We start from the raw sequence: 12,140 nt of genomic DNA, 5'->3' as shown, positions 1-12,140 counted from the left end.
AATCGACATGATCACAGACGCGCCGGATAGGTGACACGGTGAGCGGCGATAAGGTTGACTGACCAGCTGAAACTAGGTTCTAAGACCTGGGGGGTTTCGAATGTCTCTGTTCCGCATGCTCGCGTCCGCCACCGTGGTGTCCGCGGCTGCCATCACCCTCGTCGCCGCTCCTGCGAGCGCCGACCCGCTGCAGAACTCGGGCGACTTCAAGGTCGCCGGCGTCAACATCCGCTCCGGACCCGGCACGGGGTACACCGTCCTGGGCTCGGGCTACCCCGGTCAGTACGCGTACCTGTCCTGCGGGCAGGCCGTGTCCGGCTGGGAGTGGATCGAGGTGCAGAACGTGGCGACGGGTGTCCGCGGTTGGGCGAAGAACGACCTGATGTACGCCTACTGCAGCTGATTCCGGCCGGTGTTCCGGCAGGGCGGTCGTCCTGCCGGAACACGGTGGCCGACCGGGACCAGCGAGCAACCGGACCACCTCACGACGGCACCTGGTCCGCGGTCGCCTGAGCGGGCACGACGGCCGCGGGAACGCGCACCGGCGAGAACCGGCCGGTCGTCACCGCCACCGCCAGCCCGGCCAGCTCGTCCACCGCCCGCTGCCGCACACCCGCCGCGCGCAGGTGACCGAGCGCGCTGTCCAGCAACACCCCGGCCTGCTGCTCGCACCACCGGCGCCCGCCCGCCTGCTCGACCGCGCGGGCCTGCTCCGCGGGTGAGCCGGTCAACTCGGCACCGGCGGCCAGCGCGGCCACCACGGGAAGCGTGCGGCGGTCGTGCGCCAGGTCGTCGTGCAGTGGACGGCCGGAGACCGCGGGGCCGCCCCACAGGGCGAGGACGTCGTCGACGTGCTTGCGCGCCAGGCCGAGGTGGTCGCCGAACGCGCGGAGGCGACCGGCTTGGTCACGGGTCGCGCCGGCGGCCAGTGCGCCCAGCTCGCACGCGCAGGCCGCGAGGGAGGCGTGCTGGGCGGCGGCGACGCGCAGGTGCTCGGTGACCTCGACGGTGCCGGGGCGTCCGGCCATCTCGACCTCCCGCACGTAACCGTCCACAACGGACAGCAGTGCCGCGTTGAGCGCCATCACCCCGGGCCCGGTGAGGTGGGTGAACGCGAGCGTCAGCAGGGCGTCCGCCGCCGAGACGGCCCGGCGGTCGCCGAACTCCACCCACGCGCTCGGCCGGGAGCCGCGGCGGGCCGCGCGGGTCATCAGGTCGGCGTGCACCTGGTCGTGCAGGTGCGCGAGCTGCAATGCCACGGCGACCTCGACAGCGGCATCCGCGCTGCCGACGGACTCCGCGGCGAGCAGGGCCAGAGCGGCGACGAGGGGGTCCTGCCCGGCCAGGTGGTGGCCGACGACCGCGCGGGTCTGGTCCGGCAACGTGGCGATGGCGGCCGTCAGCGGTGCCTCGACCACGGCACGGCTCCAGGCCAGCACCTCTCCAGCGGGTCGCGCCGCGGTGACCACGTCGGTGCTCGTCATGCCCACAGAAGCTAGACCCGCGAGCCGGTGCCTCCGGGTGCGCAGCCACTGTCGTGTCGAGAAGGGGCACGATCCGGCGATCGGGACTACGTTGATGTTGAACGGGTTGTTGTCGCCATCACCCGACCGTGACCGTCGTTTTCCTGAGGGGCTGAACGTGCGCTACACCAAGCTCGCCGGCATGGACGTGTCGGAGATCTGTCTCGGCATGATGAGCTACGGCGATCCGTCGCTGGGCACGCACCCGTGGTCGATGCCGGAGGAGGAGGCCCGGCCGTTCATCAAGAACGCCCTTGAAGCCGGCATCAACTTCTTCGACACGGCCAACGTCTACTCGGCGGGGTCGTCTGAGGAGTTCACCGGTCGCGCGCTCAAGGACTTCGCCCGCCGCGACGAGGTCGTGCTCGCCACCAAGGTGAACGGCCGCATGCACGCCGGCCCGAACGGCGCCGGCCTGTCGCGCAAGGCGATCCTCGCCGAGATCGACAACTCGCTGCGCCGGCTGGGCACCGACTACGTGGACCTGTACCAGATCCACCGCTTCGACCCCGCCGTCCCGCTGGAGGAGACCCTCGAGGCGCTGCACGACGTCGTGAAGTCCGGCAAGGCCCGCTACCTCGGCGCCTCGTCGATGTACGCGTGGCAGTTCTCCAAGGCGTTGTACACGCAGCGGGCGAACGGCTGGACGCGGTTCGTGTCCATGCAGAACCACTACAACCTCCTCTACCGCGAGGAGGAGCGCGAGATGCTGCCGCTGTGCGCGGACCAGGGCATCGCGGTCATCCCGTGGAGCCCGCTGGCGCGCGGGCGGCTGACCCGCGACTGGGACGCCACGACCGCACGCGCGGAGACCGACGAGTTCGGGTCGACGCTGTACGTCGAGTCGGACCGGGCGATCGTCGAGCAGGTGGCCGCGGTCGCCGCCGCGCGGGGCGTCTCGCGGGCGCAGGTGGCGCTGGCGTGGCTGCTGCGCAACCCGGTCGTGACGGCGCCGATCGTCGGCGTCACGAAGCCCGCGCACCTGGACGACGCGGTGGCGGCGCTGGACTTCGAGCTGACCGACGACGAGGCGCGCTCGCTGGAGCAGGCCTACCAGCCGCACCGCGTCGCCGGGCACGGCTGACATGGCAAGGGCCGCCGGTGCCCACCGGCGGCCCTTCTGCGCCGTGCCTACACGAACGCGCTCTCGCCCGTGATCGCCTTGCCCACGATCAGGGTGTTCATCTCCCGCGTGCCCTCGAACGAGTAGATGGCCTCGGCGTCGGCGAAGAACCGCGCCACGTCGTGCTCCAGCACGATCCCGTTGCCGCCGAAGATCTCCCGCGCCCACGCCACGACCTCGCGCATCCGCGCGGTGACGAACGCCTTGGCGAGCGAGGAGTGCTCGTCGCGGAAGATGCCGGCGTCCTGGAGCCGGGCGAGCTGCACCAGCATGCCCCAGCAGGCGGTGATGTTGCCCAGCGACTTCACCAGCAGGTCCTGCACCAGCTGGAAACCGGCGATCGGGCGGCCGAACTGCTCGCGCTCACGGGCGTAGGCGAGCGCGGCCTCGTAGGCTCCGATCATCACGCCAAGCGCCTGCCACGCGACACCGCCGCGGGTGGCGCGCAGGATCTCCGCGACGTCGCGGAACGAGTTGATGTTCTGCAACCGGTTCGCCTCGGGCACGCGGACGTCGGTGAGGGTGATCTCGGCGTTCTCGACGATCCGGAACGCGATCTTGCCCTCGATCTTGGCCGCGGTGAAGCCGGGCATGCCCTTCTCGACCACGAAACCCTTGACCTGGTTGTCGTCCAGGTCGCGCGCCCACACGACCACGTAGTCGGCGAAGGTGGCGTTGCCGATCCACCTCTTGGCGCCGTTGAGCACCCACGTGTCGCCGTCGCGCTGGGCCGTGGTGCGCATGCCGCCCGCGACGTCGGAGCCGCCGAGCGGTTCGGTCATCGCGAACGCGCCGATCTTGTCCATCGCTGCCATGGCGGGCAGCCAGCGGTCGCGCTGCTCCTGCGAGCCGCCGGAGTAGATCGAGTACATCGCGAGTCCGTTGTGGACGCCGAAGAACGTGGCGACCGAGGCGTCGGTGCGGGTGAGCTCCATCGCCAGCATGCCGGTGAGCAGGTTGCTGACGGCGGCCGGGTGCTCGCCGTAGCCCTCGTAGGACAGGGCGGTGAGGCCGGCGCCGCGGAACTTGTCGATGAGCTCCGGCGGGAACTCGCCGCGCGCCCAGAACTCGTTGACCATCGGCTTGACCTCGGTGGCCATGAACTCGCGGGCGTGCAGCAGGATCTTGCGCTCCTCGTCGCTCAGCAGCGCCTCGTAGTCGTAGAAGTCGGCGACGAGCTGGTCTTCGATGCGGTCCATGTCAGTTGTCCTCCACTGCGGTCAGAACGGCGAGCTGCTTGCGGTCGCGCGCCTCGGCCAGCGCCGAGTACGTGGAGGAGCCGTAAGCGTCTTCCACGGCCCTGATGAGCCGTTCGGGGTCGTCCGAGGGGGTGCCGAGCGCCAGGTCCCGCATGGACCTGCCGATGTGCTCGGCGAGGTGCCGGTACCCGCCGGGGCCGCCACCGAGGTGGGCGCCGAGGAACGGGCCGACGGTCGCCCAGCGGATGCCGAGCGAGCTGGTCACGACGGTGTCGAGGTCCTGCGGTGTGACGACGCCCTGCTCGACGAGGTAGGCGGCCTCGCGGGAGAGCGCGGCCTGCAGCCGGTTGCCGACGAAGCCGGGGACCTCCTTGCGCTCCACGACCGGCGTGCGGCCGACGGAGCGGTAGAACTCGACGGCGCGGCTGACCGACTCCTCGGTCGTCTGCTCGCCCGGCACGACCTCGACCAGCGGGATCACGTGCGGCGGGTTGAACGGGTGTCCGATCAGGACACGCGATCCGTCGATGCCCTCGGTGAACGCGGTGGACGGGATCGCGGACGACGAGCTCAGCAGCAACGCGTGCGCGGGGGCCTCGCGGACCAGCTCGGCGAACAGGGTCTTCTTGAACTCCAGGTCCTCCGGGCCGTTCTCCTGCACGAGGTCCGCGTCCCGCACCGCGTCCGCGACGGTCGCCGCGACCTCGACGCCGTCGGGGACCACCAGGTCGGGGCGGGGGTCGGCGACGCGCACGGTCAGGCCGTGCTCGCAGAACAGGCGGGCCCACGACAGGCCGATCACCCCCGCACCGATGACGGCGACGGTGCTGACCTTCTTCCCGGTGTTCACGCTTCCTCCAAGTAGTTGTGGACCGGCTTGGCGGGAGCGAGCGTCAGGTCGGTGACGATGTGGCTGGCGGACACGACCTCCAGCACGGGGAGGTCGGCGAGCGGTGCGAGGACGTGCTGGAACAGCTGCAGGCGCGCGGGCCCGGTGTACGCGGCCTTGACCACGACGTCCGTGATCCGCGTGCGCACGAGCTCCTGGACCCGCGGCGTTCCGTCATATCCGGGGATGGTCTTCAGCATGAACGTTGGAACCGTGATCTCCGCCTCAGCCAGACGGGTGTCCAGTTCGTACTGCTTGTACCCCATGGTCGCGGTGGCCACCCGGACGGTGCCGTAGTCGAGGGTCCCGACCAGGGCACCGCGGTCGGCGTAGAGCGACGGCGAGCCCATCACCTTCGGGTAGGCGCTCACCTCGCGGCCGGACGCGGTGGCGGCGAAGCTGTCGAGGTACATCGCGTGCAGGTACTCGCCGCGTTCGCCGTCGAACACGACCGGGATCGCCTGACCGGCCTCGGTGTAGGGGCCGTAGCCGGTCACGTCGGTCATCTTCATGACCTCGAACCGGACCAGCGGCTCGTCGACCTCCAGCGGCTGCGGCACGACGGCGCGCAGCGCCTCGGGATCGGTGCGGTAGACGATGTTGAGGTACTCGCGGTCGAAGAACCGGGGCTGCACGGCGGGAAACGCCGGTGCGCTCAACGGTGTGACACCCAGCACGGTCATTCTCCTGTCCACTGCGGAGCCCGGCGCTCGGCGAACGCGGTCATGCCCTCGCGCACGTCGGCGGTGCTCATCAACTTCGCGATCTCCTCGCGCTGGGCGGTCCAGCGGTCGGCGGACCGCACGACCGTCTTCACGGCGGCCAGCGCGAGCGGTGCGTTGCGCGCGATCTGCTCGGCCAGCTGCACTGCCACGGCGGCGGCCTCACCCGGTGCCACGACCCGGTTCGCCAGGCCCAGCTCACCCGCGTGGCGGCCGTCGATCGGCTCGCCGGTGAGCAGCAGCTCCAGCGCCAGGTGGTGCGGGATGCGGTCGGTGAGCCGCACGACTCCGCCGCCCGCGGCGATCAGACCGCGCTTGACCTCGGGCAACGCGAACCGCGCATCCTCGGCAGCGACGATCAGGTCGCAGGCCAGTGCCAGCTCGAACCCGCCGCCCAGCGCGACGCCCTCGACGGCGGCGACCAGCGGCTTGGTCAGCTCGGCCTCGGTCAGCCCGCCGAACCCGCGGCCGGGCACCGACGGCGACTCGCCCTTCAGCGCGGCCTTGAGGTCCATGCCGGCGCTGAACGTGCCACCGGCTCCGGTCAGCACGCCGGCCCGCAGCTCGGGTGTGGTCTCCAGCTCGTCCAGTGCGGCGGTGAGGCCACCGGCGACGGCCGCGTTGACGGCGTTGCGCGCCTGCGGGCGGTCGAGGGTGATGAGCAGCACCGAGCCGATGCGTTCGGTGCGGACTTCGGCGGTCATGCGAGCTCCTTCAGGACTTCCGCGGTGTCCTGGCCGGGCACGGGGGCGAGCCGGCGGACGGTGGCGGGGGTCGCGGAGAACCGGACGGGGATGCCGATCGAGCGGATCTCGCCCTCGGTCGGGTGCCGCACGGTGTCGAGCAGGTGACCGTCGCGCACGTAGTCGTCCTCGTGCGCCTTGTCGAGCTCCAGCACCGGCCCGAACGGGATGCTGTGCTTCGCGCACACCTCGGCCCACTCCTCGGTGGGCAGGGCCGCGGCGCACTCGTCGACGAGGCCCATGAGGTCGTCGCTGTCGCCGGGGTCGATCCGCTCACCGGCCACCCGCGGGTCCTCGACCAGGTCGGGGCGTCCGGCGGCGGCGAAGAAGTCGCGGAAGTTCTGCGGGGTGTACGGGACGACGCAGGCGAGACCGTCCGCGGTGTGCACGGCGTGGTGGCCCCTGGCCATCGACAGGCCGAACCCAGTCGGGCCCTCCTCCGGCACGAACGCGTGGCCCGACAGGTGCTCGACCAGGTTGAACGCGATCATCGTGTCCGCCATCGGCACCTCGACCCGCTGGCCCTGGCCGGTGCGGTCCCGGTGCACGAGCGCCGCGAGCACGCTGTAGGCGATGGTCAGCGACGACACCTTGTCGCCGATGATCGTCGGCAGGTAGACCGGCCGGCCCAGCGCGCGGTTCGCGATGTCGACCAGCCCGGACGCGCCCTGGATCGTCTCGTCGTAGGCGGCGGTGCCGGCGCGGTCGGAGTCGCCGCGGAAGCCTTGGGCGTGGGCGTAGACGAGACCGGGGTTGCGCCCGGCGACGTCGGCGTAGTCCAGGCCGAGCCTGCTCAGCGCGCCGGGCCGCATGTTGGTGATCAGCACGTCGGCGGTGTCGATCAGCTTGAGCGCGCACTCGCGGTCGTCCTCGTCCTTCAGGTTCAGGGCGATGCTGCGCTTGTTGCGGTTGACGTTGAGGCTGAGCGGCGTCATGCCGGGGGTGGTGCGGTGGCGGCCGTTGCGCACGGTGTCGACCGGGGACTCGATCTTGATCACGTCGGCGCCGAGGTCTCCGAGGATCTGGGCCGCGTACGGGCCCATGACCACGGTCGAGAGGTCGATCACCCGCACGCCGTCCAACGGACCGGTGGTGATGTCCTGCATCGTTCGTCCTTTCGAAGTTCCTGCACCACCGAAGTTAGTGCGGGTTTTCTCCGAAGGGAACGATCAAGTCGCTCACAATGGCATGACCACGGTGGTCACACCATTATTTCGCAATCGGTTCCGCGAACAGCTCTTGCGCGATCCGGACGATTTCCCGGAGGTCGCCCTCGCCGCGGTCGTGCCGCCACAGCAGGCCGGTGTCGAGCTGGGCGCGGAAGTCGGCGAACGGCAGGACCACCATGTTCTCCAGCTGGTAGCCCCGCATCGAGCTCTCCTCGTCGAGCATCGAGACGGAGAACGCGAGCCCGCCGGACACCAGCTCGCTCACGCCGCCGTAACCGGTGTTCGTGAGCTGGATGCGCTTCTTGATGCCCAGTTCGTTCAATTGCGCGTCGAGCTGCTCGAAATACGACGGCATGATTTCCTCGGGCGACCGCGCATAGGCGAGATCGGTGAGTTCGGCCAGTTTGACGGAGTCGTGCCCGGCGAACCGGTCGGCCGGGACGACCGCCCCGAGCCGTTCCGACATCACGTGCACCGTCGCGAGCGCGGGCTCCTGCACCGGCAGCCTGGCCAGCGTGAGCCCGAGCCTGCCGTCCTTCACCCCCTCGACGAGGTCCGTGCTCGACCCCGGCCACCGCTTGAGCTCGAACCGCCCGCACACCCGTTCCGCGAGGACCGCCACGCGTTCGCGCAGGGCCGGGTGCACGCCGGGGGGCATGCCGACGAACACCGTCGCGCGCTGCGGCCCGGTCGCCTCGTCGAGCCGCCACCGGATCGACCCGACCCGGTCGAGCACGTCCCGCGCGAGGGGCAGCAGCGCCGTGCCCGCCTCCGTGAGCGCGACGTGGTGGGTGCTGCGGTCGAACAGCTGCCTGCCCAGCTCGTGCTCCAGGTCCTTGATCCGCTGACTGAGCGGCGAGGCGGCCATGTGCAGCTTGCGGGCGGCCGCGGAGAAGTTGAGCTCCTCGGCGACCGCGACGAAGTACCTGAGGTGCAGCAGTTCCACGGACCCCAGACTAGGCCGTTCGGCCGCGCTCCCCGGTCAGCCGTCCAGCGCCGCCAGCTTGCGCGCCGCCTCCGACTCGCCCCAGCGGAACCCGATCCGCCGCGACAGCTCCCCGGCCTCCGCGTACGACTCCCGCGCCGGACCGGCGCGCCCGGCCAGCTCGTGCACGCTCCCCCGGTCGAGCAGCACCCCGGCCTCGATCTGCCGGTCCCCCACCGACCGCGCCAGCGCCAGCGCCTCGGCCGCCAGCTCCAGCGCCCGGTCGAGCGACCCCAGCCGGCGGTGCGCGTCGGCCGTGTTCGCGAGCGCGTGCAGCTCGCCGGAGCGGTCACCGCACGCCCGGAACGTCCGCAGGGTCTCCTCGTAGCACCCCAGAGCGGCCGGCAGGTCCCCCGAAGCGGCGTGCACCAGCCCGAGGTTCGTGCGGACGTACGCCGCACCCCGCGCGTCGGACAGCTCCTCCCGCAGGGCCAGCGAGGCACCCAGCGACACCAGGGCCGCCGCCAGGTCACGCCGCCGCCAGTGCACGATGCCGAGGTTGTTCAGCAGCACCGCCTCCAGCTGCCGGTCGTGCAACGACCGCGCCAGCTCCAGTGCCCCGGTCCAGTGTGCCAGCGCCTCGGCGAACCGGAACCCGCGCTCGCAGGCGGCGCCGAGCTCCTTCAACGCCAGGGCTTCCGCCCGCACGTCCCCCAGCGACCGCGCCGCCTCCAGCGCCAGCACGTTCAGCTCCGCCCAGTCGGCCAGCTCGGAGCGCCGCCGGAAGTACCACGACAGCCCGGCGGCGAAGGCGATCGCGTCGGCAGGGGACGCCTGGTGGGCGGCGGCGAGGAGGTTGTCGCGCTCCTCCGCGAGCCACAGGTCGCCCGGGTTGTCCGCCAGCGCCTCCAGGTAGTGCTTGTGCAGCCGTGCCAGCGCGAGCGCGCGCTCGGCCGGCGACTCCGCGGCGCGGCACCGCTCGCGGGCGAACAGGCGCAGCAGGTCGTGCACCGCGAACCGGCCGGGCACCGGCTCCTCGACCAGGTGCGCGCCGGCCAGCTCGGCGAGCAGCTCCTCCACGTCCGGCACGTCGGTCAGCGCCCGCGCCGCGGCCACCGCGAAGTCGGGGCCGTCGAGCAGCCCGAGCAACCGGAAGACCCGTGCCGCGGCAGGAGAACCGAGCTCGGAGTAGCTGACCGAGAACGCCGACCGCACCGCCACGTCACCGAGCCGCAGCTCGTCGAGCCGCCGGGTCTCGTCGGCCAGCCGCGCGGCCAGCACCCCGGCCGTCCACTGTGGACCTGCTGCCAGCCGGGCGCCCGCGATCCGCAGCGCCAGCGGCACCCCGCCGCACCACCGCACCAGCTCGGCGGCGCCACCGACCGGACCGGCCACCCCGGACAGCAGCTGCGTGGCCTCGTCCAGCGGCAGCGCGCCGAGCCGGACGCAGGACGCGCTGGGCAACGCCGCCAGCGGCCGCCGCGACGTGATCAGCACGACCGAGCCGGGACCGGTCGGCAGCAGCCGCCGGACCTGACCGGCCGTGGCGGCGTTGTCGAGCACCACGAGCAGCCGCCGCCCCGCCGTGAGCGACCGGTAGCGCACCGCCTCCTCGTCACCGGGCCGGTCGCCCAGCGCCCGCAGGAACCGGCCGAGCACCCGGTCCGCGGCGCCGTCGGACAGGTCCGCGTACAGCCGGCCGTCCGGGAACGACCCGGCGATCTCGTGCGCCGCCCGCACGGCCAGCGCCGACTTGCCGATGCCCGCCTGCCCGGTGACCACGCACACCGCGACCCGGTCGGGCCGGACCTGCGAGTGGATCAGCGCGAGCTCGCGGGACCGTCCCGCGAACGCGACCACGTCCGGCGGCAGCTGCCGGACCGCCTGCGCGCCAACGGGTTTCGCCCGCAGCAGCTCGGCCTGCAACCGGCGCAGCCGCTCACCGGGCTCCACGCCCAGCTCGTCGGCCAGCACGCCGCGGCACTCCCGGTAGGCCGCCAGCGCCTCGGCCGGCCTGCCCGCGCGGTGCAGCGCGGTCATCTGCTGCTCGCGCAGCCGTTCGTTCAACGGGTGCTCGCGCACCCACTCCGAGAGGTCCGCGACGACCTCGACGTGCCGTCCCAGGTCCAGCTCCGCCTCGGCGCACTCGACCCGTGCCGCCAGCCGCAGCTCCTCCAGCCGGGCGACCACCCCGCGCAGCAGCCCGGACGCGGCGAGGTCGGCCAGCGCGGGCCCGCGCCACAGCGCGAGCGCCTCCCGGTAGCGCTGCGGGGTCCGCTCGCGGCGGGCCACCTCCAGCAGCCCGGTGAACCGGGTCAGGTCGAGCTCCGCGGCGTCGACCGACATCAGGTAGCCGGGCGCGCGCGACAGCAGCCGTGAGCCGACGACCTTGCGCAGCTGGTAGACGTAGACCTGGAGGTTCTTCAGCGCGGTCTTGGGCGGTGCGTCGTCCCACAGCACGCTGATCAGCCGGTCGACCGGGATCACCCGCCCGGCCTGGGCGAGCAGCAGCGCGAGCACGGCCCGTTGCTTGGGCGGTCCCAGGTTCAGGCGCGCGCCGTCGTCGCCGTAGCACTCCACCGGCCCCAGCACCCGGAACTCCACAGCGCCTGATCGTAACTACCGGACGCACACCGGACACGTGCCACGCGCTCGTGGTGGTGGCTGGGACGGCGCAAGTACTTAACACAAGTCGTCAAGTACTTGCTATCTTCTGTCAAGTGAGCAGTCAGGAGCAGCTCGAACTGCGCGTGGACCTGATCCGCCTGGTGACCAGCCGGTTGCTGGACCCGCTGGAGATCCTGCTGCCCACCGCGGACCTCGACGCGCTGCACGACCAGGTGCACGCCGACGCGAACACGTGGGCCGAGCAGCTGCTCGGCGGCCGCGACGAGCAGGCGCAACACCTGGCGATCCGGCTGATGACGGTGCTGTACCCCGGCGACACCCCGTTCGACCCGCCGGAGGGCTGGTGGGCCACCCCGCTGGGCCGGGTCGTCGCGCGCAGGGCCGGTCACCCGAGCCGGCAGCACGTGTCGTTCGGGGTGGCCGGGGCGATGCTCGGGATCACCCGGCAGGGCGTGCACGACCTCGTGAGCCGCGGCAAGCTGCAGCGGCACGCCGACGGCGGCGTGACCGTCGAGTCGATCCAGGTCCGGCTGGCGCAGCGGCGGAACACGTGAGTCCACTTCGGACCTGAGCGGTCAGCGGAACAGGCGCTCCAGCGCGCGACGGGCCCGCGCCGGTGCCGCCGGGTCCTTCTCCAGCTGCAGGAAGTGGTTGAGCGCCAGCATGATCCCGAGCAGCTCGTAGATCAGCTGCTCGACGTCGGTGTCGGGCGGCAGGTCCCCGTCGGACACCGCGCGCCGGATGTGGATGCGCAAGTCGCGGCGCCACAACGCGTTCATGCCCGCCAGCGCGTCGCGCACCGGTCCGCTGCGGCCGTCGAACTCGGCCGTGGCCGCGGTGAAGAAGCAGCCGCCGGGCAGCACGTTGCGTTCCAGGTAGGACACCCAGGCCTCGCAGACGTCCTTCAGCCGCGGCAGCCCGGACGGCAGCTGCTTCACCCGGCGCGGCACCTCGCGCAGGAACACCTCCGCGGCGGCGTCGACGACGGCGAGCTGCAACGCCTCCTTGGTGCCGAAGTGGCCCAGCAGCCCGGCCTTGCTCATGCCGAGCTCGGTCGCGAGCCGGCCGATCGTGAGCCCCTCCAGGCCTTCCTGCGAGGCGATCGCGAGGCTGTGGCCGAGGATGCGCTGCCGCGTCTCACGGGTGTCGGCGGCAGATCGGCGCGGGCTCACGGCCTGATGATAGCCGCGCCGACGATGATCACAGGCCCTTCAGCTAC

General features: G+C 72.0%; 12 protein-coding genes. 3 read left to right on the top strand and 9 right to left on the bottom strand.

Annotated features, from left to right (window positions below):
• Positions 1–100: 100 nt before the first annotated feature.
• A complete protein-coding gene (locus tag ACZ7CD_RS35045) occupies positions 101–403 on the top strand; it encodes an SH3 domain-containing protein (protein ID WP_360396285.1) in 303 nt (100 codons plus the stop codon).
• A 79-nt stretch (positions 404–482) separates the two neighbouring features.
• Here the strand turns inward: ACZ7CD_RS35045 and ACZ7CD_RS35040 are convergent, their stop codons facing one another.
• Positions 483–1,484, bottom strand: a complete 1,002-nt coding sequence (locus tag ACZ7CD_RS35040) for a polyprenyl synthetase family protein (protein ID WP_470380581.1) — start codon at positions 1,482–1,484, stop codon at positions 483–485.
• Between the two features lie 157 nt (positions 1,485–1,641).
• Here ACZ7CD_RS35040 and ACZ7CD_RS35035 point away from each other — a divergent pair, with 157 nt between their 5' ends.
• On the top strand, positions 1,642–2,607 hold the full coding sequence (locus tag ACZ7CD_RS35035) for an aldo/keto reductase (RefSeq protein WP_360396282.1): 966 nt from the start codon (positions 1,642–1,644) through the stop codon (positions 2,605–2,607).
• A gap of 47 nt (positions 2,608–2,654) precedes the next feature.
• Here the strand turns inward: ACZ7CD_RS35035 and ACZ7CD_RS35030 are convergent, their stop codons facing one another.
• The 7 genes from ACZ7CD_RS35030 to ACZ7CD_RS35000 form a co-directional block, all read right to left on the bottom strand.
• Entirely contained in the window at positions 2,655–3,845 is a 1,191-nt protein-coding gene (locus ACZ7CD_RS35030) for an acyl-CoA dehydrogenase family protein (protein ID WP_458431310.1), read from the bottom strand.
• Between the two features lies 1 nt (position 3,846).
• The gene (locus tag ACZ7CD_RS35025) at positions 3,847–4,695 is read right to left on the bottom strand and encodes a 3-hydroxyacyl-CoA dehydrogenase NAD-binding domain-containing protein (RefSeq protein ID WP_360396278.1); all 849 of its coding nucleotides are present in this window, start codon (positions 4,693–4,695) and stop codon (positions 3,847–3,849) included.
• A complete protein-coding gene (locus ACZ7CD_RS35020; RefSeq protein ID WP_360396276.1) occupies positions 4,692–5,417 on the bottom strand; it encodes an acetoacetate decarboxylase in 726 nt (241 codons plus the stop codon). Before ACZ7CD_RS35020 ends, ACZ7CD_RS35025 begins: the two co-directional genes overlap by 4 nt.
• On the bottom strand, positions 5,414–6,160 hold the full coding sequence (locus ACZ7CD_RS35015; RefSeq protein WP_360396275.1) for a crotonase/enoyl-CoA hydratase family protein: 747 nt from the start codon (positions 6,158–6,160) through the stop codon (positions 5,414–5,416). Before ACZ7CD_RS35015 ends, ACZ7CD_RS35020 begins: the two co-directional genes overlap by 4 nt.
• Entirely contained in the window at positions 6,157–7,305 is a 1,149-nt protein-coding gene (locus ACZ7CD_RS35010) for a CaiB/BaiF CoA transferase family protein (RefSeq protein WP_360396273.1), read from the bottom strand. The genes ACZ7CD_RS35015 and ACZ7CD_RS35010 overlap by 4 nt, the downstream gene beginning before the upstream one ends.
• A 103-nt stretch (positions 7,306–7,408) precedes the next feature.
• Positions 7,409–8,314, bottom strand: a complete 906-nt coding sequence (locus ACZ7CD_RS35005) for a LysR family transcriptional regulator (protein WP_360396271.1) — start codon at positions 8,312–8,314, stop codon at positions 7,409–7,411.
• Between the two features lie 36 nt (positions 8,315–8,350).
• Complete coding sequence (locus tag ACZ7CD_RS35000) at positions 8,351–10,897, bottom strand: AfsR/SARP family transcriptional regulator (RefSeq protein ID WP_470380580.1); 2,547 nt, start codon at positions 10,895–10,897, stop codon at positions 8,351–8,353.
• A 116-nt stretch (positions 10,898–11,013) separates the two neighbouring features.
• On the opposite strand from ACZ7CD_RS35000, the gene ACZ7CD_RS34995 reads away from it, so the two are divergent.
• Positions 11,014–11,475, top strand: a complete 462-nt coding sequence (locus tag ACZ7CD_RS34995) for a hypothetical protein (protein ID WP_470380579.1) — start codon at positions 11,014–11,016, stop codon at positions 11,473–11,475.
• 21 nt (positions 11,476–11,496) lie between these two features.
• Here ACZ7CD_RS34995 and ACZ7CD_RS34990 read toward each other — a convergent pair whose 3' ends face one another.
• Entirely contained in the window at positions 11,497–12,093 is a 597-nt protein-coding gene (locus tag ACZ7CD_RS34990; protein WP_360396265.1) for a TetR/AcrR family transcriptional regulator, read from the bottom strand.
• Positions 12,094–12,140 lie beyond the last annotated feature (47 nt).

Source organism: Lentzea sp. NPDC036949, assembly GCF_055608075.1.
The sequence above is the reverse complement of the archived record's forward strand: the minus strand, read 5'-3'. Positions and strand labels throughout refer to the sequence as shown.

Bases quoted from the DNA above. Each gene is read 5' to 3' on its own strand.
- ACZ7CD_RS35045 (WP_360396285.1), top strand. From the start codon at position 101: ATGTCTCTGTTCCGCATGCTCGCGTCCGCCACCGTGGTGTCCGCGGCT.
- ACZ7CD_RS35040 (WP_470380581.1), bottom strand. From the start codon at position 1,484: ATGACGAGCACCGACGTGGTCACCGCGGCGCGACCCGCTGGAGAGGTG.
- ACZ7CD_RS35030 (WP_458431310.1), bottom strand. From the start codon at position 3,845: ATGGACCGCATCGAAGACCAGCTCGTCGCCGACTTCTACGACTACGAG.
- ACZ7CD_RS35020 (WP_360396276.1), bottom strand. From the start codon at position 5,417: ATGACCGTGCTGGGTGTCACACCGTTGAGCGCACCGGCGTTTCCCGCC.
- ACZ7CD_RS35015 (WP_360396275.1), bottom strand. From the start codon at position 6,160: ATGACCGCCGAAGTCCGCACCGAACGCATCGGCTCGGTGCTGCTCATC.
- ACZ7CD_RS35010 (WP_360396273.1), bottom strand. From the start codon at position 7,305: ATGCAGGACATCACCACCGGTCCGTTGGACGGCGTGCGGGTGATCGAC.